Below are 19,415 nucleotides of genomic sequence, written 5' to 3' on the forward strand. Positions count from 1 at the left end.
TAATCGCTCCCGCCCGCCCGGACCCCGGGCAGCGCCGTTCGCGGGCGTTTCCAGACCGTTGAAAACGAGCCTTTCGGAGGGCCATTCTGCACGCTCGGCAAATTAAATCCACGTTTCATGGGCAGTTCCGGCCCCACGGCGGGCTTTATTGCACTAAAGTATGCGGATACGCTTCCGCGCTCGACGCGGAGCGCAAGCGGGCGCAGGCCCGCGGACGGCCCCGAATGGACGGGGCGCGAGGGAAGGAGAACCATATGGAAGAAAAGAAGAACGCGTTCAGCAGGCGCACGTTCGTCGAGCTGCTCGGCGTCTCGGCCGCAAGCTTCGGACTCGTGAGCCTTGCCGGCTGCGGCGGCGGTGGCGGCGAGGGCGGCTCGACCGGCGGCGGCGCGGCGGGCGGCGCGACCGACACCATCACGTACAGCCTGACGGCGGATCCGCGCGCGCTCGACCCGGCGTACTTCGACGACGGCGAGTCGGCGGTCGTGGCCTGCAACATCTACGAGGGCCTGTACCAGTACGGCGCCAAGGACGCCAAGGTGGCGCCCTGCCTGGCCACCGACCTGCCCGAGATCTCGGACGACGGCCTCACCTACACGATCAAGCTGCGCGAGGGCGTGAAGTTCCACGACGGCGCCGACTTCAACGCCGAGGCCGTGAAGAAGTCCATCGAGCGCCAGCTCGAGCCCAACCGCAACTCCGACATGCCCTACGCGTCGTTCGTGTTCGGCGAGGAAGCCGCCGGCAACGGCGTGGAGAAAGTGGAGGCCGTCGATCCCACCACGGTGCGCATCACGATGCGCGCGGCGTCCGCCCCGTTCGTGAAGAACCTGGCCATGGCGCTCGCCTCCCCCATCGTGTCGCCGACGGCGGCCGACGCGGCCACGCCCGGCCAGCCCATCGCCGAGCCCAGCGGCACCGGCCCCTTCAAGTTCGTCGACTGGACGAAGGGCGCCTCGGTCACCCTCGTGGCCAACGACCAGTACTGGGGCGACGCTCCCAAGCTCAAGAACCTCGTGTTCAAGATCATCGCCGAGGGCAACACGCGCCTCACCTCGCTCATGAACAACGAGTGCGACATCATCTCGAGCGTCGATCCCGCGTCGGCCGACCAGATCACGAGCAACGGCTTCGAGCTGTTCTCCGAGGACGGCATGACCATCAACTACATGGCGTTCAACACCGAGTCCGACATCTGCAAGGACCAGGAGGTCCGCAAGGCCATCGCCCAGGCCATCAACGTCGAGGAGATGGTGAAGTCCATCTACGGCGACTACGCCACCGTGGCGAACTCGGTCATGCCCACCTGGATGGCCCCCTACACCAAGGACGTCAAGCAGACCACCTTCGACCCCGAGGCCGCCAAGAAGACGCTCGCCGACAAGGGCGTCACGTCGCTGCAGTGCATCACCTACACCACCGCCCGCCCCTACAACCAGAAGGGCGGCACCGACCTGGCCAACATGATCCAGGGCTACCTGTCCGAGGTGGGCGTGGACGTGTCCATCACGCAGTACGACTGGACCACGTACAAGACCAAGGTGCAGACCGATCCCTATGACATCTGCTTCTACGGCTGGACGGGCGACAACGGCGACCCGGACAACTTCATGAACCTCTTGGCCGACACCAACTGGTCCATGAACGTGGCGCACTTCCAGGACGAGGAGTACAAGAAGCTCATCGCCCAGGGCCTCGAGACCCCCGACGGGGACGCGCGCGACGCCATCTACCTCCAGTGCGAAGAGATGGTGGCCGAGAAGCAGCCGTGGGTGCTCATCTCGCACTCCAAGAACCTGCTCGGCATCAACCCGAAGGTGCAGAACTTCTACTACCATCCGACGGGCGTCGCCTTCTTCAAGGGCGTGTCCAAGGAAGCCTAGGGCAGATCCGCGCTATTCGACGGGGCCGCTCGCCACGAGCGGCCCCGTTTTGGGTTCTATCGCCGCCCAGCGACGTTTTCTAGCCGCTAATCGGCAATGCATGCGCTACACTGTCATGCATCTTTTCCGCAAGAAAGGAGCAGCCATTGCTCAAATACATCCTCAAACGAATCCTCATGGTGATTCCCGTCTTGCTGGGCGTGACCGTCATCATCTTCATGATCACGCGCGTGTTGGCCCCGGACCCGGCTCCGGTGGTTCTGGGCGAGCACGCCACTCCTGAGGCGATGGCCGTCTGGCGGGCGGACAACGGGCTGGACGATCCCATCTGGCTGCAGTACGTCAACTTCGTCGTGGGCGCCGTGCAGGGCGACCTCGGCACCTCGTACTACACCCACCAGCCGGTCACCTCCGAGATCGCCGCGCGCTTCCCCGCCACGGCCGAGCTCGCCATCTGCGCCATCATCGTGGCGTCGCTTCTGGGCGTCGCGCTGGGCGTCTTGGCGGCGGTGAAGAAGAACAAGCTGGCCGACAACGTGAGCATGGTGGTGGCCCTCGTGGGCGTGTCGATGCCCATCTTCTGGTCGGGCATCCTGCTCATCCTGCTGTTCGCGGGCATCCTGCACGTGCTGCCCTCGAGCGGCCGCGTCACGCCGCTTCTGCAACCCACCGGAGGGACGGGCTTCTTCATCATCGACACCATCATGCAGGGCAACTGGGCGGCGCTCGGCGACGTGCTCGTGCACCTCATCCTGCCCACCGTGGCGCTGTCGCTGTACTCCATGGCCATCATCACGCGCATGACGCGCTCGAGCATGCTCGAGACCCTGAACGCCGACTACATCCGCACGGCGCGCGCGAAGGGCCTGAAGAAGGGCACCGTGAACGTCAAGCACGCGCTGCGCAACGCCATGCTGCCCATCTCCACGGTCATCGGGCTTCAGTTCGGCAGCCTCCTCGGCGGCGCGCTCCTCACCGAGACGGTGTTCGCGTGGCCGGGCATCGGCAAGTTCGCCGTGGACTGCGTGCTGAAGAGCGACTTCCCCGTGGTGCAGGGCATCGTGCTTCTGGTGGCGGTCATCTTCGTCATCATGAACCTGGTCGTCGACATCGTGTACGCCTACCTCGATCCCCGCATCAAGTACGGCGCGAAGGAAGAGGGGTGATCCGCATGGCGAAGAGAAAGCAGCTGGCCGCAGAGCCGGCCGGCGCCGACGGAGTCGTGCTGAACGGCCAGCCGGCCGCCAAGGAGAAGCGCGTCAGCGTGTGGCGCGACGTGGTGGCGGGCATCGTGTCCAACAAGGCGTCGCTCGTGAGCGCGATCTTCATCCTCATCCTGGCGGCCATCGCCATCGTGACGAAGCTGTTCCCGCAGGTGCTGCCGTACGACCCGTACGCGCAGAACCTGGGCGAGTCGCTGGTGGGGCCGAGCGCGGCGCACTGGTTCGGCACCGACATCCAAGGCCGCGACATCTTCAGCCGCGTGCTCGTGGGCACGCAGATCACGCTGACCGTGGGCCTGGCCGCCGTGGCCATCTCGCTCACCGTGGGCGTGCTTCTGGGCTCCATCGCCGGCTACAAGGGCGGCAAGACCGACACCGTCATCATGCGCGTCATGGACATGATGCTGGCCATCCCGTCCATCCTTCTGGCCATCGCCATCATGGCGGCCCTCGGGCCCGGCATCGAGAAGGCGGTCGTGGCCATCGGACTCGTGTCCATCCCCGAGTACGCGCGCATCGTGCGCTCGGAGATACTCTCCATCAAGGAGAACGACTACGTGGCCGCCGCACGCGTCATCGGCGACTCCAACGCCAAGATCGTGTTCCGGCACGTGCTGCCCAACGTCCTGCCGTCCATCATCGTGCGCGCGACGCTCGGCATCTCCACGGCCATCCTCGACGCCGCCGCGCTCGGCTTCCTGGGCCTGGGCGTCCAGCCGCCCGACGCGGAGTGGGGCGACATGCTGGGCCGCGGGCGCAACGAGCTGTTCCGCGCGCCGTGGCTCATGATCTTCCCCGGCCTGGCCATCACGCTCACCGTGCTCGCGTTCAACCTGCTGGGCGACGGCATCCGCGACGGCCTCGATCCCAAAGCAAGGAAGAGGTGATCCCATGCTGCTATCGGTGAGAAACCTCTGCACCGACTTCCCGCTGAAGAAGGGCGTCGTGCACGCCGTCGAGGGCGTGAGCTTCCAGGTGGACGAGGGCGAGATCCTGGCCATCGTCGGCGAGTCGGGCTCCGGCAAGTCGGTGACCAGCCTGTCGGTGATGGGCCTCTTGGCCGAGCCGGGGCACGTGTCCGGCGGCGTGATAGAGTTCCAGGGCCGCGACCTCGTGGGCCTGTCCGAGCGGGAGTACCGCGAGCTGCGCGGCAACGACATGGCCATGATCTTCCAGGAGCCCATGACGTCGCTGAACCCGGTGTACCGCGTGGGCAACCAGATAGTCGAGGCCATCCGCACGCACGAGAAGGTGTCGAAGAAGGACGCCCGCGAGCGCGCGATCGACCTTTTGCGCAAGGTGGGCATCCCCAGTCCCGAGGCGCGCATCGACGACTACCCGCACCAGATGTCGGGCGGCATGCGCCAGCGCGTCATGATCGCCATGGCGCTGGCCTGCAACCCGAAGCTCTTGATCGCCGACGAGCCCACCACGGCCCTCGACGTGACCATCCAGGCGCAGATCCTCGACCTGCTGCGCCGCCTGCGCGACGACACGGGCATGGCGGTGCTCTTGATCACGCACGATCTGGGCGTGGTGAGCGAGACGGCCGACCGCGTGGTGGTCATGTACTGCGGCCAGGTGGTGGAGGAGGCCGAAGTGCGCACGCTCTTCGACCACCCGATGCATCCCTACACGCTGGGCCTGCTGAAGTCCATCCCGCGCCTCGAGGACGACGACTCGAAGCGCCTGTACATGATCAAGGGCATGGTGCCCAACCCCCTCGAGATGCCGCCGGGCTGCCACTTCTCCGACCGGTGCGACTCGTGCATGGACATCTGCCGCCAGAAGATGCCCGACATCGTGGACGTGGGCGGCCACAAGGTGCGCTGCTTCTTGTACGAGGATGCCGAGGGCGAGGTCAAGGGCGCTTCCGCCATCGCGGCCGCCGAGGCCGAGGCGCACGCCGACGCGGAGGCCGCGCGCGAGGTGGAGACCGCCGAGGCGCTGCTGGCCGCCGAGGAGATCCGCGAGGCAGAGATAGAGGAGCTCGAGAAGAACGAGGAGGCGATACGATGAGCGAGAACATCGCAGCCGGCGCATCCGCGCAGGCGGACGCGCCCGAGCAGGATATCCTGCTCGACGTCCAGCACCTCACGAAGCGCTTCGCCGCCGAGACGAACTTCTTCGGCCGCGCCACGTCCTACGTGCAGGCCGTGGACGACGTGAGCTTCCAGATCCGCCGCGGCGAGGCGTTCGGCCTGGTGGGCGAGTCGGGCTGCGGCAAGACCACCGTGGGCAAGATGCTGGTGAACCTGCTTCGGCCCACGTCGGGCACCATCGTGTTCGACGGGCACGACCTCACGGCCATGAAGCAGGCCGAACGCAAGCGCTACTGCAAGGACATCCAGCTGATCTTCCAGGATCCCTACGCGTCGCTCAACCCCCGCATGCGCGTGGGCGACATCATCGCCGAGCCCATCATCACGAACAACATCCTGCCGAAGGACCAGGTGGAGGACCGCGTGAACGACCTCCTGGAATGCGTGGGCCTGGCCAACTACATGCGCAACCGCTACCCGCATGAGTTCTCCGGCGGCCAGCGCCAGCGCGTGGGCATCGCGCGCGCCCTGGCGGTGAACCCGAAGCTCATCGTGTGCGACGAGCCGGTGAGCGCGCTCGACGTGTCCATCCAGGCGCAGGTGCTGAACCTGCTCGACGAGCTCAAAGAGCAGTTCGGGCTCACGTACCTGTTCATCGCGCACGGCCTGAACGTGGTGAAGCACGTGTCCGACCGCGTGGGCGTCATGTATCTGGGCAAGATGATGGAGATCGCGCCGAAGAAGTCGCTCTACGCCGATCCGCTGTCGCCCTACACGCAGGCGCTGCTCTCGGCCATCCCGTCGGTCGACCCGGCCACGAAGCGCGAGCGCATCATCCTGGAAGGCGACGTGCCCTCGCCCATCGACCCGCCGGCAGGCTGCCGCTTCGCCGGCCGCTGCTTCGCGAAAGTCGAGGGCTGCGACGAGGTGATGCCCCCGCTCGTGGAGGTGAAGCCCGACCACTGCGTGGCCTGCCACCGCTACGACGAAGGCGGCCCCGGCACGGCGAAGATCTAAGCAACCCCCAAGGGCCCTCCCCGCAACGGAGGGCCCTTTCTTTATGACGCAGGGCGTGACAGGGGGACGCAGGACGGGGGTAATGTCATCGCTCTGGGGTCGGTGCAGAAAAAATCGAGGGTTTTGGCAAAACGGAGCGAATATGCACTGGAAATCGCCCGTCCGGGCACCTCTGATGCCGAGCTTCTGAGGAAAACGCCTGATGGCGAAATCCGATGCACCTAGGAACGGGTGCATATGCGTTCCAAATTGCCAATCCGGCTGCAAAATCGTGCATCGGGCATCTATCGCAGGGCGGCGCGCCCTGCGGGGCCGAAGCGGCGGTCGCGCTATCTCGCTGTGGATGAGACGATTACCCCTGGCTCTTATACACAACTGACGCCGCCGACGAAGGGTTAGGGGTGGATGATGGGGGGGGCCGCAAGGTTCAAAAAAACAAGAAGCCCAGGGCCAGGCGCGAGGCGTTGCTCTGCGAACCGCTCTACCCACATCTCAGACTCTGGCACGCCCTCCCCGATCGAAAACAGGCATCCGACGAAAGGCAAGGCATATGGATCTCACGCCCCAACAGAAGCTGCACGGGTTCACCGTGCGCACGCGCGAGGAGCTGCCGGAGATCGACGGCACCGCCTACGTGCTCGACCACGACAAGAGCGGCGCGCAGCTGCTGTATATGGCCAACGACGACGCCAACAAGGCGTTCTCCATCGCGTTCAAGACCCCGCCGGCCGACGACACGGGCGTGTTCCACATCCTGGAGCACTCGGTGCTGTGCGGAAGCGACAAGTTCCCCGTGAAGGAGCCGTTCGTGGACTTGCTGAAGAGCAGCATGCAGACGTTCCTGAACGCCATGACGTTCCCCGACAAGACGATGTATCCCGTGGCCAGCACCAACGACCAGGACCTCATGAACCTCACGGACGTGTACCTGGACGCGGTGCTGCACCCGGCGATCTATCGCAAGCGCGCCATCTTCGAGCAGGAGGGCTGGCACTACGAGCTGGCGGCCGACGTGGAGGCCGATGCGGGCGATTCCATCGCGGGCGACATGGTGGCCGCCACCGAGGCGGCGGACGGCAGCGCGCGCCTTACGCTCAACGGCGTGGTGTACAACGAGATGAAGGGCGCGCTGTCCGACCCGAATTCGGTGCTCTACGACGCGCTGGCGGCGGCGCTCTTCCCCGACACGGCCTACCGCTTCGAGTCGGGCGGTACGCCGCGCGCCATCCCCGACCTCACCTACGAGCAGTTCCTGGACGAGCACGCGCGCCACTACCGCCTGAACAACAGCTACCTCACGCTGTACGGCAACCTGGATATCGACCGCATGCTGGCGTTCCTCGACGAGGCCTACCTCTCCCCCGTGGCCGACGAGGAGGCTGCGCGCGACCAGGCGCGGGCGCACAACGGCGAGGCGCCGCTTGAGCCCCGCACGCTGGAAGCGCAGGCGCCGGTGAAGAACCTCGACGTGGTGCGCACCATGGTCACCGCGCCGGAGAACGCGTGCGCGGGCCTGGCCTTCGTGGTGGGCCCCGTGGCCGACCGCCGGCGCGCCGTGGCGGCCGACATCCTGGTGGACGCGCTCATGGGCTCGAACGAAGCCCCGCTCAAGCGCGCGCTCTTGGACGCGCGGCTGGCCGACGACGTGGAGGCCTACCTGGAGACGTCGGTGCTGCAGCCGTTCGCCGTGGTGCAGCTGCGCGGCCTGGCCGAGGGCGCGATGGAGCGCTTCCGCCCCGCGTTCGAGGACGCCGTGCGCGACCTTCTGGAGCAGGGCATCGACCCGGCGCTTCTGGAGGCGTCGCTGTCGAAGGCCGAGTTCGTCATGCGCGAGCACGACTTCGGCACGGCCGACGGCGTGGTGCTTTCCATGACGGCGCTGTCGGGCTGGCTCTACGACGACGATCTGGCCACATCCTACCTGAAGTACGAGGATGACTTCGCGTTTCTGCGCGGGGTGCTGGACGAGGGCTACTTCGACGACCTGGCGCGCGAGCTGTTCTTGGAAAACAGCCACTGCGCCCAGGTGGAGGTGCGGCCCGTGGACGGCGACGAGGAGGCCTTCGAGGAGGAGCGCCTGGCGGCGGCCGAGGCGGCCATGGACCCGGACGACTTCGCCCGCGTGGCCGACGAGGAGGCCGAGCTGCGCCGCTTGCAGACAGAGCCCGACTCGCCCGAGGCGCTGGCCACCCTGCCGCGCCTTTCCGTGGCCGACATCGGCGCGGCGCCCGAGGAGCCCGCATACGGCCTGGTGCCGGACGCCCCCGTGCCGTGCCTGCGCCACGACGCGCCCACGCGCGGCATCGCCTACGCGTACCGCTACTTCGATCTGGCGCGCATCCCGTTCGAGGAGCTGCCCTACGTCGCCGTGCTCGGGCTCGTGCTGGGCAAGCTGGGCACCGCGCGCCGCAGCGCCTCGGAGCTGGACACGCTCATGAACGGCAAGCTGGGCAACCTCTCGTTCTTCGCCGAGATCTACGAGGACGCCGACGACCCGGAGGCCCTGGCGCCGAAGCTCGTAGCCAGCGCGAGCGCGCTCTCGGAGAACATCGACTGGCTGGCCGGGCTGCCGCGCGAGGTGATGCTGGAGACGGACTTCTCCGACACGGGCAAGATCAGAGACGTGCTGCAGCAGCGCCGCATCGCCATGGAGCAGGGCTTCGCCTCGGCGGGCCACACGAGCGCCATGGCCCGCCTGTCGTCGTACTACCTGCCGGCCGGCGTGGTGCGCGAGCAGCTGGGCGGCGTCGGATTCTACCGGTTCCTGAAGGGCCTGCTGGCTTGCTTCGACGAGCGCGCGGACGAGCTGTCCGCAAAGCTCGAGGACCTGGCGCGGCGCCTGTTCTGCGACGACGGCGCCGTGGTGAGCTTCACCGGCTCGGACGAGGACTACGCGCGCTTCTGGGAGGCCGGCGGCGTCTTGGGCCGCGAGGGCGAGGGCGGCGGCGAGGCGCGGCTCGTCGTGCCCGCGCCTGTCGTGCGCAACGAGGCCTTCGTCGTGCCCACCGACGTGTGCTACGCCGCGCAGGGCTTCGACCGCCGCGCGTTCGGCGCGCCCTACACGGGGGCGTGGCAGGTGGCCGCCAAGGCGCTCTCCTACGACTACCTGTGGAACGAGGTGCGCGTGAAGGGCGGCGCGTACGGGGCGGGCTTCCAGGCGGCGCGCACGGGCACCCTGCGCTTCTACTCGTACCGCGACCCGCACCTCGACGAGACGCTGGCGCGCTTCGCCGGCGCCTCGGCATGGCTGGCCGCGTTCGACCCCGACCCCGACGCGATGGACGGCTACGTGGTGAGCACGGCGGCGGGCTTCGACACGCCGCTTAAGGCGCGGATGCTCGTGCGCCGCCAGGACGGCGACTTCTTCGGCGGGCGCACGCCCGAGAGCCGCCTGCGGACGCGCCAGGAGATCGTGGAGGCCGACGCGGCCGCCGTGCGCGCGCTCGCGGCCCCGGTGGCCGACGCCGTGCAGGCGCAGGCCGTCTGCGTGTTCGGCAACCGCGACATCATCGAGGGTGCCGCGACCGACCTCGACGTAGTGGACCTGCTAGCCGAGTAACGGACGGCCCCTCGCGTCCGACGGCCCCCGGCGCCCTACGCACCGGGGGCCGTTTCAATTCCCGAAGTGGATGCGGCTGAAATCGGCTTTCGAATGAAGGATGCGCTCGACGTGCACGACGCTCGACTCCTCATCGATCCAGTAGAACGCCGCGTACTTCCCCACCACGAGCTTCCGGCGCAGCGTCTCGGTGAATCCATACGCTTTCTCGGAGTTGCGCGCGGGGAGTGCAGAAAGAGCCTGAACCGTTCGCTCCATGACCTCGTGCATTCTTTCTTTCGAACGTTCAACCGAGAACGTGAACTGCACCTCATAGAACGTCGACTGCTTCAGATCGAGAAGGGCGCTGTGCTCGAATTCAACCTCATAGTCCATGGTTCTTCAGCTCCTCTTCGACGAGGCGGTCGAGCTCCGCTTTCGCTTCCTCGAGGTTGTACGTTTGCGGGTGCCTCTTGTTGTGCTCGACGGCCTCGTCGATGAGCAGGCCCACGTACTGGTCGTAATCGAACGCGGCCGCGTCCATGACCACGAGGGACGCGCGACCGTTCTTCGTAAGGTAGATAGGCTTGCCGGTCTCCTTGGCGAGCGATTCGATGGCGTTGTAGTCGCGTCGGATGTCGGTGGACGAACGGATAATCGGTGCTGCCATGCTGGGCTCCTTTGCGCGTACGCTGATAATTCTCACAGTATACTATGCTCAAAGTGTGATTTCCAGCGGGGAATCGCATGAAAGGCGCGCCGACGTTTCACGTGAAACATTTGTACGGGCACCGGCGCTCGGGGCGGGCGCACAAATGCGGCGATTCGGGGGCGCAGGGGCGCGGGTTTGAGCTAGAATAAGCGGTTGGAACCGAGCGCATGCGCAGGGGGTTTCGGGGGCCGCCTCTGCCGTCCGCAGCCGGGACGAACACGCCGCCCGACGCGCATGCGGCCGCGCTTGACGAAGCGCGGCATAAATGATAGTAATAGAGTATCAAATAGACGAGAAGGATACGGAGACCGCACATCATGCTCGAACTCAAGAACCTCACCTTCGAGGTGCCCATCGCCGAGGGCTCGAAGGAGACGAAGCGCATCATCGACGACCTCACGCTCACCATCCCCGACGACCGCTTCACCGTGATCACAGGCCCGAACGGCGGCGGCAAGTCCACGCTCGCCAAGCTCATCATGGGCGTCGAGCGCCCCACGAGCGGCCAGATCCTGTTCGACGGCGAGGACATCACCGAGCTTACCATCTCCGAGCGCGCGAACAAGGGCATCGGCTACGGCTTCCAGCAGCCCGCCCGCTTCAAGGGCATGAAGGTGAAGAAGCTCCTCGACATCGCCGCCGGCAAGAAGCTGCCGATGCTGTCGTGCAACGAGTACCTGGCGCGCGTGGGCCTGTGCTCGGCGAACTACCTCACCCGCGAGGTGGACAAGAACCTCTCCGGCGGTGAGGTGAAGCGCATCGAGATCGCCACCATCCTCGCGCGCGACCCGAAGCTCGCCATCTACGACGAGCCCGAGGCCGGCATCGACCTGTGGAGCTTCGACCGCCTGACCGAGACGTTCCGCGACATCCACGAGGCGCGCGACGGCCGCTCCATCGTGATCATCTCGCACCAGGAGCGCATCATCCAGCTGGCCGACGAGATCGTGCTGCTGCGCGAGGGCCGCGTGGCCGAGACGGGCACGCCCGAGGAGCTCATGCCCAAGCTCGGCTTCGTGGCGAAGGGCATCCCCGGCTGCACGTTCACCGAGCCGCCCGAGCTGCACCTCACCGAGATCCCCACCACCTGCTAACCCGCGCTGCGAACGGATGTTTCACGTGAAACATTCCGCCGCCCGCACATCCGAAGAAGGAGGCCACCCATGGCTGTCGACCTGTCCCCCATCGACGAGAGCCTGCTCGCCGAGATAGCGAACATCCACGGCATGCCGAAAGGCGCGTTCAACATCCGCAAGGACGGCCAGCTCGTCGAGCGCCACTCGTCCGCGAACATCGAGATATCCACCAAGACCGACCACCCCGGCATCGACATCCGCATCAAAGCCGGCACGCGCGGCGAGACGGTGTACATCCCCGTCATCGTGACGCAGGCGGGCCTCAAGGACGTCGTGTACAACACGTTCTACATCGAGGACGACTGCGACGTGACCATCGTGGCCGGCTGCGGCATCCACAACGAGAGCCACCAGGCCTCCGAGCACGACGGCATCCACACGTTCTACTGCGGCAAGAACTCCCACGTGAAGTACGTGGAGAAGCACTACGGCGAGGGCACTGGCACCGGCGAGCGCATCCTCAACCCCGTGACCAACGTGGTGATGGAGGAGAACTCGAGCTGCGAGATGGAGCTCACGCAGCTGCGCGGCGTGTCGTCCACCGTGCGCGACACGAACGCGGAGCTCGGCGCGAACGCGAAGCTGGTGCTCACCGAGAAGCTACTCACGCACGACGACCAGGTGGCCACGTCGAACATGAAGATCGAGCTCAAGGGCGACGACTCAAGCGTGCAGGTGATCTCGCGCTCGGTGGCGCAGGACAACTCGAAGCAGGTGTTCAACCCGCTCGTCATCGGCGAGGCGGCGTGCCGCGGGCACGTGCAGTGCGACGCCATCATCATGGGCACGGCGAAGGTGACGGCCATCCCCGGCATCGAGGCCGCCAGCGAGGACGCGCTGCTGGTGCACGAGGCCGCCATCGGCAAGATAGCCGGCGACCAGATCGTGAAGCTCATGACGCTCGGCCTCACCGAGGAGGAAGCCGAGCAGGAGATCCTGGAAGACTTCCTCAACTAGCTCCGAACGCCCGCCCATCCCCTGGATGCGCGGGCGTTTTTCGTTTGTCATCCTGAGCGGAGCGAAGCCCCTGGTTGTCGAAAGCGGCCGTTCGCCCTCAAAACTCCTTGTTTTGCCGCGCAGAACCGTCACAACTTGTGAAAATCCGGGCATTTCGTGTCGCGAGAGGCTACGCCTCGAAGCGGTTGGCGAAGTGGAGGATGAGGGCGGCGCTCGTGGGGGTGCAGCGCTCGCCGGGAAGCGTATGTTCGCAGACGGGGATGCCGCGCGCGATGATAGCGGCCGTCGCGGGCGCGGGGATGGGAAGCTCGCCGTGGGCGCACTGCACGGTTCCGCAACCCGTCTGCACGCGCGTGGCGACGATCTCGTCGGGATCGGCGGCCTCCACGGCCAGGCAGAGGCGCAACGCATTCGCGATGCCGGCGCCGTTTCCCACCTCGTGGAAGTGCGTCTCCTCCACCGCGCAGCCGTGCGCCGCCGCCTCAGCCTCGGCGAGGATGCGGTAGACGCCGCGCAGGTCGTCCTTCACGCGGCTGCTCGCCGCGAGAGCGTCGATGGTGGCGAGCACCTCGCCCAGGTCGTGATGATGCCCCTCGGGCACGCCCGCCGCCGCAGCCGCCGCCTCCACGCGCTCGCGCGCTTCAGCCGGGAGCGCCGCGAGCGTCTGCTCGAGCAGCGCCGCCCGCGTGGCCGACTCCCTCAGATCCCAGTGCAGAACCGTCATGCCGTCCTCGCTTTCACATGGTTGATGAGGTGCGCCTGGTAGCCCGCACCGAAGCCGTTGTCGATGTTCACGACGGACACGCCCGAGGCGCAGGAGTTGAGCATGGCCAGCAGCGCCGCCACGCCGCCGAAGCTCGCGCCGTAGCCGACGCTCGTGGGTACGGCGATGACCGGGCACGATGCGAGCCCGCCCACCACGCTGGCAAGCGCGCCCTCCATGCCGGCCACGGCCACCACCACGCTCGCGGCCGCGATGTCGTCCGCGTGCGCGAGCAGCCGGTGGATGCCGGCCACGCCCACGTCGTAGAGGCGCACGACGTCGTTGCCGAGCATCTCGGCGGTCACGGCGGCCTCCTCGGCCACGGGAAGGTCGCTCGTGCCGGCCGCCGCGATCACCACGGAGCCGTTGCCGTCGGGCGCGGGAGCCTCCCCCAGGATGCCGAGGCGCGGCAGCTCGCGATATGAGAACGGGAGGGGGAACGGCTGGCGCCGCACGGGATCCTTCGACTCCGCGGCTTCGCCGCTCCGCTCAGGATGACAGGGGGTGCAGGCTTCACCGCTCCGCTCAGGATGACAGGGGGCCGCGAGCAGGCGCTCCACCTCGGCGGCTTTGTCGGCGTCGAGGCGCGTGACGAGGACGCGCTCCTGCCCGCCCTCCACGAGCGCGCGGCAGATGCCGGCGATCTGCTCGGCCGTCTTGCCCGCGCCGTACAACACCTCCGACACGCCCTGCCTCACGCCGCGATGATGGTCCACCGTGGCGTAGCCGAGCTCCGTGAACGGCGCCACGCGCAGGGCCCGCTCGGCCTCCTCCACTGGCTCCTCGCCCGCAGCCACCCGCTCGAGCAGCTCGCGCAGCTCTCGTTGCTCCATGTTCGCCCTCTCCGTCGTCTCCGATTCGCCGTGCCCGACCATTGAACCACTTGGAGCGCGCTCCAAGTCAAGAAGAAAAAGGCCGGAACGCGAACGCGCGCCCCGGCCCCTCGACTCCCTCTTGCAAGGTCCTTACACGGCGACGTCTTCCGGCTGCACCGCGTTGCCGCCGGCCTCGAGCTCGCTCTCGGCAGGCGTCTTGCCTTCGCCTTCCGCAGCGGCGTCGCCCTCCGCCGCAGGCGTCGCAGGCGGCTCGGCGGTAGCAGCGGCCTTGTTCGCCGTCGCGCCCTCGGTGAGCGGCACCGTCGACAGGTCGAGCGCGATGCCGAGCCACTTCGTCTCGATGACCGAGATGATGCCGTTGCCGGTGAGCGTGGCGAGCGCGTCGGACACCGCCTGCTTGAGGTCGGCCTTGCTGTCGAGTACGCCGGCGCAGTAGCCGCTCGGCTGCTGCATGAGCGCCACGACGTGCACCTCGTCGCCGGCGTTGTGTGCGGCGTAGGCGCCGATGACGGCGTCGGCCGCCACGTACTGCACCTGACCGGACTCAAGCGCGGCGAACGCGCCCTTCAGGTCGTCGGTGGTGGTGATGGCGCCCTGGTCGAACTCGTTGGTCACGGCCCAGGCGCTCTTCGAGGACACCTGCGCGGCGATCGCGGGGGCCGTGGCGTTCGTCGGCACTGCAGCGTCCGCCGTAGCCGCGAACAGGGCCACGCCCGTGGGCAGGTAGGCCTCGGATTTCCAGAACGTCGCCTCGGTGTCGGACTTGTCGATGCCGAGCACGATGTCGACGCGCTCCTCCGTGAGCGCGGCCGCGGGATCGGCGCCCACGTCCACGATCTCGAGCTTCAACCCGAAGCTGTCCGCCAGCGCGGCGGCGATGTCCACGTCGATGCCGATGATCTTGGAGGAGCTGTTGGGCTGCCCGGCCAAAGGCGCGCTGTCCGCGTTCACGCCGACGCGCAGCGTGCCGTCCTTGCCGATGGTCGGCGAGGAGAGCGTGGGCTCCTTCTCGGGCGGAACATAGCCCTCCTTCGACGAGCATCCTGCCAGCACAGCGAGCAGAGCCGCCGCGCACACAACCGCCAAACCGCAGGTCGCGAGCCTCTTCATACGCTTCATATCCGATGGGCCTCCCTAAGCCGCGTTTCTCTCTCGTGCGCTTCTTCCGACTGACCTAGTCTTTGCCCCCACACTCGCGCACCGGGGCGGAGCTTGCGCCCGTGCCCTCTCGCCCGTCGCGGCGGTATACCGCTTCATGTATACGGGCGGTGCGGCTTACCTCTAGGATACGCCATGATCGTCGCGCGCGGACGCGCGGCTTACGTGGGTCCTTTCGACCGCATCTGCCGTGGACTAGGGTTCTCACCCGCAACTACAGACTCGAAAGAAGCACCGTCAAGTGTATCAGAACATGAAAAGGCCCGGAAGCGCACGCGCGGAATCTGCGCGAACGCCGCCGGGCCCCCACAAGTCGAGCGTCTTACGCGGCCGCCTCCCCGCCGGCGAGCAGCGTGCGCTCACGCGCTCGACGAGGGATTTCAGCAGGGGCGCTACGTTCGCGCTTGATTTCTGCTTGATCTACGCTGGAAATGCGCTTGATCCGCGCTGGATTTTGGATGGAAGCGCGTCGGGCGCGCGCTGGATTCGCGCTGGATCGGGGCGGCGATGCGCTGGAACGCGGCTTGGGATGCGCTGGAAGCGCCGTGCTATGCTCCCTTCCATGGCCGCCGTCCTCGAAAGAGCAACCCGATCCCCCGCGCCCGCCCGTCCGGTGCTCGGACGCGTGCGGCGCGAAGCCGGGCTCTACGGGCGCGCCGCCGCCGAGGCCGTGGCCGAGACGCTGTGGCCCACGCGCTGCGCCGTGTGCGACGAGCCCGGGGAGGTGCTCTGCGCCCGCTGCCGCATGATGCTTCCCCACCTCGACTGGTGGCGCGCCTGCCCCCGCTGCGGCGCGCCGTTCGGGCGCGTGCAGTGCAGCGAGTGCAACCCCGTCGTGCTGGGCGCGTCGGGCCTGGACGAGCCGCCCTTCGACGGCTGCGCGAGCGCGGTGGTGTACGGCGACGACGCGGCGCGCGTGGTGCGCACGTGGAAGGATTCGAGCGAGCGTCGGCTCGTCGAGGAGATGGCCGGGCTCATGGCGCTCGTCGCGGTGCCGGCGTGGCTCGAAGGGCGGCCGGCGGTCGTGCCGGTGCCGGCCACGTCGGCGGCGCTTCGGCGGCGCGGGTTCGATCACGGGGCGGACCTGGCGCGCGCGACGGCCGAGCGCCTGGGGCTGGACGTCGCTCCCCTGCTCGCGCGCCCGCGCAGCCGCGACCAGCGCGCGCTCGCCCGGCGCGGCCGCATCGCCAACATGGAGGGCCGCTTCCTCGCGCTGCCGGGAGCGGACGCGCCCGAGGCGGCGATCATCGTGGACGACGTGTACACCACGGGCTCGACGCTCTTCGCCGCCACCCAGGCCGTGCGCGCGGCGGGCGCGCGGCGGGTATACGGCCTGACGTTCGCCCGCGTCTGGTGAGGGCAAGGAGATCTTCGCTCCTAAAACACGCCTCAGCGCGTGAGGCGTGTTTTAGGAGCGAAAATGCTCCCTACGAGCTTCGAAACCGGCAGAAAGGGCGGTGATGCTACGATGAAAACCAACGACGGGGAGATGGCGCTTCTCTTCTCGCAGGCCGAAAGCAGGGGGACATGCGTGGTGCCGTCCGACACGCGCATCCGCGAAAGCATGCGGCGGCAAGTGGAGCGCGGCAAGGCCGTGCGCCCGGTGCGAGGGGCTTACGCGCGCGCCTCGTACTGGAACGCGCTGCCAAGGCGCGAACGGGCGCTTCACAAGATGAGATCGCTGCAGGAGCTTCACCCCGATTGGGTGTTCTGCCACGAATCCGCCGCGCTCGCATACGGTCTGCCGGTCACGCTCGATCGACTGGACAACGTGCACGTGATCACATCGCAAAGGAATCGAAACGCGACGTGCGGGGCGATTCGCTGGCATATAGTGGAAAACGACCGGGCGATCGAAGCGGGAGGCCTTCGCGTCACCTCCCTGACGCGCACCGTGTTCGATTGCATGCGCACTTCGGATTTCAAGCAAGCGCTCGCAACGGCAGATGGCGCCCTGCGGCTTACCGGGATGGGGTCGAGCACGTTCGCGTCGCGTTTCATGCAGATCGGCAGCGGCCTTGCAGGGTTCCGCCACGCCATTAAGACGATGCATTGCGCCGATGCCCGCAGCGAAAGCGCGGGCGAGTCCATCGCGCGAGCCGCGATGATCGAGCTGGGATTCGCGCTCCCCGAACTCCAAGTGCCTTTCCGGCAGCCTATGAGCCCGGGGCGCACCTTCCGCGTCGACTTCTTGTGGACCCGCTTGGATGGCAGCATGGTCATCGGGGAATTCGACGGGATGCAGAAGTACGAGGACGCCGCGATGCGGGGCGGCCGCGCGCCCCTTCGCGTGCTCGCGGACGAGCAGCACCGGGAGTCGCAGCTCACGCTGTACGGCATGCCCATCGTGCGGTTCTCCTACAAGGATGTGATGGATGCGAAACGCTTCGAAACGCTGCTCGACAATTACGGGATTCCCCGGAGAAAGAGAGGGCCTAAACCAGATCTTCGCTCCTAAAACACGCCTCAGCGCGTGAGGCGTGTTTTAGGAGCGAAGATCGCTGCCGCGCGCGCAAAAACGGCGGACCCGCCTGGGGCCCGCCGTCGTAGGGGCGCTTCTACAGGATGCGCTCGCGCTGCTGCTTGGCGCTGGCGGCGTCGGAGAGCTCGGCGACGTCCACCGAGATGCTGTGCCTGATGGGCTTCCAGTTGCACTTGCGCACGAGGGCCACGAGCGCGATGGGGATGTAGGTGAGCATGAAGATGGGGAAGGTGAACATGTAGCGCACCTTCTTCGCCGTGGTGGAGCGGATGGAGTCCCACTCGACGAACGTGGTGAGCACGCCGAACATGAACATGAACACCAGGTAGTTGAACAGGCAGAAGAAGATGGACGACACGGAGGAGGCGATCATCACGCCCGTGGACATCATGCCGGTGAGCGCGAGCGCGATGATGATGCCGTTGAACAGCACGCTCACGATGGTGAGCAGCATGCCCGGCGCGATGGTCATCAGCATGTCGTAGCACGCGAAGCGCGAGCCCTTGGGGTTGGTGACCACGCCCTTCGCCAGGCGCGCGCCGTAGTGCCAGAACACCTGGTAGAAGCCCTTGGCCCAGCGGAAGCGCTGGTTCCACGAGTCGCGGAACGTGATGGGCTGCTCGTCGTAGAGGATGGCCGTGGGCGTGTAGCTGATGCGCACGCCCTCCAGGATGCTGTTCGTGGAGAACTCGATGTCCTCGGTGAGCAGGTGCCACTTCCAGCCGCCGTGGCGCTCGATGATGTCGGCGGCGATGAAGAAGCCCGTGCCCGACACCGCGCAGCTCGTGTTCAGCGTGAGGCGCGCCTGGTTGAGGAACTTCGCCTCGCGCAGGAACCACACCGCGTAGCCGGCGCTGATCCAGTTGGAGTCGTAGTTCTTGGAGTTGCGGTAGCTGGTGGAGGCCTTCGCGCCGTTGTCGTAGGTCTTGTTCATCTCGCGGAAGTAGTTCACGTCGAGCACGTTGTCGGCGTCGAACACGAAGTAGGCCTCGTAGCCGGCGTCGGCGTACTGCGAGCGGATGCACTGGAAGCCGTAGTCGAGCGCGTAGCCCTTCCCCACCTCTTTGTCGTTGTGGCGCGGGAACACGACGGCGCCGGCCTCGCGCGCCACCTGGGCCGTGTTGTCCGTGCAGTTGTCGGCGATGACGAACACGTCGATGAGCTCCTGCGGGTAGTTCTGCACCTTGATGGAGTGGATGAGGTCGCCGATGACGGCGCTCTCGTTGCGCGCCGACACCACGACGGCGAACTTGTGGTTCCTCTTCGCCTCGAGCGTCTTCGGCTTGCGCGTGAGCACCACGAACACGTAATACAGCTGGTAGGTGTAGCAGATCGTGAACGTGATGAACACGCAGAAGTTGAACACGTCTATGAACGAGATCTGCGAGAAAAACTGGTCTAGCACCTTCGCTCCTTTGCCGGGCCGCCCTTCTTCCGCGGCCGTTCCATGCGCGCACCCGTGTCCGGGGGCCGCTTTCCGCCCCCCTGGTCCGTATCATGTTCTCGTCGAGGGTGCGCCGAGCGCATGCGCGCCGCGCGTTGCGGCGGGCCTTGCGTTCGAGCTTGGCAGATTATAGCTGCTCACCACCCATGTTGGTCAACAGGGAGCGCGTTCGTTACCGTTTCTTCCGTTTTCCGCATCGGAAATCACCGGGAATCACAAAGCTT

The 19,415-nt window shown here is 66.9% G+C and carries 16 protein-coding genes; 10 read left to right on the forward strand and 6 right to left on the reverse strand.

The window, feature by feature from the left end; translation table 11 throughout:
• The first annotated feature begins 254 nt into the window (after positions 1-254).
• The 6 genes from FX134_RS04740 (at position 255) to FX134_RS04765 (ending at position 9,724) form a co-directional block, all read left to right on the forward strand.
• Positions 255-1,883: an ABC transporter substrate-binding protein gene (locus FX134_RS04740; RefSeq protein WP_080798354.1), complete on the forward strand. Its 1,629-nt coding sequence runs from the start codon at positions 255-257 to the stop codon at positions 1,881-1,883.
• A 146-nt stretch (positions 1,884-2,029) separates the two neighbouring features.
• On the forward strand, positions 2,030-3,049 hold the full coding sequence (locus FX134_RS04745) for an ABC transporter permease (protein WP_080798357.1): 1,020 nt from the start codon (positions 2,030-2,032) through the stop codon (positions 3,047-3,049).
• Between the two features lie 5 nt (positions 3,050-3,054).
• On the forward strand, positions 3,055-3,993 hold the full coding sequence (nikC, locus tag FX134_RS04750; protein WP_172623390.1) for a nickel transporter permease: 939 nt from the start codon (positions 3,055-3,057) through the stop codon (positions 3,991-3,993).
• A 4-nt stretch (positions 3,994-3,997) separates the two neighbouring features.
• Positions 3,998-5,125, forward strand: coding sequence for an ABC transporter ATP-binding protein (locus FX134_RS04755; RefSeq protein WP_080798362.1), 1,128 nt, complete (start codon positions 3,998-4,000; stop codon positions 5,123-5,125).
• Positions 5,122-6,165 (forward strand): ABC transporter ATP-binding protein, encoded by a 1,044-nt coding sequence (locus tag FX134_RS04760; protein ID WP_080798364.1) that lies wholly within the window; start codon positions 5,122-5,124, stop codon positions 6,163-6,165. Before FX134_RS04755 ends, FX134_RS04760 begins: the two co-directional genes overlap by 4 nt.
• A 550-nt stretch (positions 6,166-6,715) precedes the next feature.
• A complete protein-coding gene (locus FX134_RS04765) occupies positions 6,716-9,724 on the forward strand; it encodes an insulinase family protein (RefSeq protein ID WP_080798369.1) in 3,009 nt (1,002 codons plus the stop codon).
• Between the two features lie 54 nt (positions 9,725-9,778).
• Here FX134_RS04765 and FX134_RS04770 read toward each other — a convergent pair whose 3' ends face one another.
• Positions 9,779-10,099, reverse strand: coding sequence for a type II toxin-antitoxin system RelE family toxin (locus FX134_RS04770; protein ID WP_080798372.1), 321 nt, complete (start codon positions 10,097-10,099; stop codon positions 9,779-9,781).
• On the reverse strand, positions 10,089-10,373 hold the full coding sequence (locus FX134_RS04775) for a prevent-host-death family protein (RefSeq protein ID WP_080798376.1): 285 nt from the start codon (positions 10,371-10,373) through the stop codon (positions 10,089-10,091). Before FX134_RS04775 ends, FX134_RS04770 begins: the two co-directional genes overlap by 11 nt.
• Positions 10,374-10,732: 359 nt before the next feature.
• Between FX134_RS04775 and FX134_RS04780 the strand changes: the two genes are divergently transcribed.
• Both FX134_RS04780 and FX134_RS04785 read left to right on the forward strand, forming a co-directional pair.
• Positions 10,733-11,509, forward strand: a complete 777-nt coding sequence (locus FX134_RS04780) for an ABC transporter ATP-binding protein (protein ID WP_080798379.1) — start codon at positions 10,733-10,735, stop codon at positions 11,507-11,509.
• A 69-nt stretch (positions 11,510-11,578) separates the two neighbouring features.
• Positions 11,579-12,508 (forward strand): SufB/SufD family protein, encoded by a 930-nt coding sequence (locus FX134_RS04785; RefSeq protein WP_080798385.1) that lies wholly within the window; start codon positions 11,579-11,581, stop codon positions 12,506-12,508.
• A 169-nt stretch (positions 12,509-12,677) separates the two neighbouring features.
• Here FX134_RS04785 and larC read toward each other — a convergent pair whose 3' ends face one another.
• The 3 genes from larC to FX134_RS04800 form a co-directional block, all read right to left on the reverse strand.
• A complete protein-coding gene (larC, locus tag FX134_RS04790) occupies positions 12,678-13,232 on the reverse strand; it encodes a nickel pincer cofactor biosynthesis protein LarC (RefSeq protein WP_080798389.1) in 555 nt (184 codons plus the stop codon).
• Positions 13,229-14,104 (reverse strand): nickel pincer cofactor biosynthesis protein LarB, encoded by an 876-nt coding sequence (gene larB, locus FX134_RS04795; protein ID WP_080798392.1) that lies wholly within the window; start codon positions 14,102-14,104, stop codon positions 13,229-13,231. The genes larC and larB overlap by 4 nt, the downstream gene beginning before the upstream one ends.
• 132 nt (positions 14,105-14,236) lie before the next feature.
• Positions 14,237-15,226 (reverse strand): substrate-binding periplasmic protein, encoded by a 990-nt coding sequence (locus FX134_RS04800; protein WP_080798395.1) that lies wholly within the window; start codon positions 15,224-15,226, stop codon positions 14,237-14,239.
• 589 nt (positions 15,227-15,815) lie between these two features.
• On the opposite strand from FX134_RS04800, the gene FX134_RS04805 reads away from it, so the two are divergent.
• Together FX134_RS04805 and FX134_RS04810 are read left to right on the forward strand one after the other, a co-directional pair.
• A complete protein-coding gene (locus FX134_RS04805) occupies positions 15,816-16,622 on the forward strand; it encodes a ComF family protein (RefSeq protein WP_232050842.1) in 807 nt (268 codons plus the stop codon).
• Positions 16,623-16,733: 111 nt separating this feature from the next.
• Positions 16,734-17,723 carry a type IV toxin-antitoxin system AbiEi family antitoxin domain-containing protein gene (locus tag FX134_RS04810; RefSeq protein ID WP_080798399.1) on the forward strand — a complete coding sequence of 330 codons (990 nt, stop codon included), beginning with the start codon at positions 16,734-16,736 and terminating at the stop codon, positions 17,721-17,723.
• Between the two features lie 100 nt (positions 17,724-17,823).
• Here FX134_RS04810 and FX134_RS04815 read toward each other — a convergent pair whose 3' ends face one another.
• A complete protein-coding gene (locus FX134_RS04815; RefSeq protein WP_080798402.1) occupies positions 17,824-19,152 on the reverse strand; it encodes a glycosyltransferase family 2 protein in 1,329 nt (442 codons plus the stop codon).
• Between the last annotated feature and the right edge of the window lie 263 nt (positions 19,153-19,415).

The organism is Arabiibacter massiliensis (assembly GCF_902386925.1).
Taxonomy (GTDB): Bacteria; Actinomycetota; Coriobacteriia; order Coriobacteriales; family Eggerthellaceae; genus Arabiibacter; species Arabiibacter massiliensis.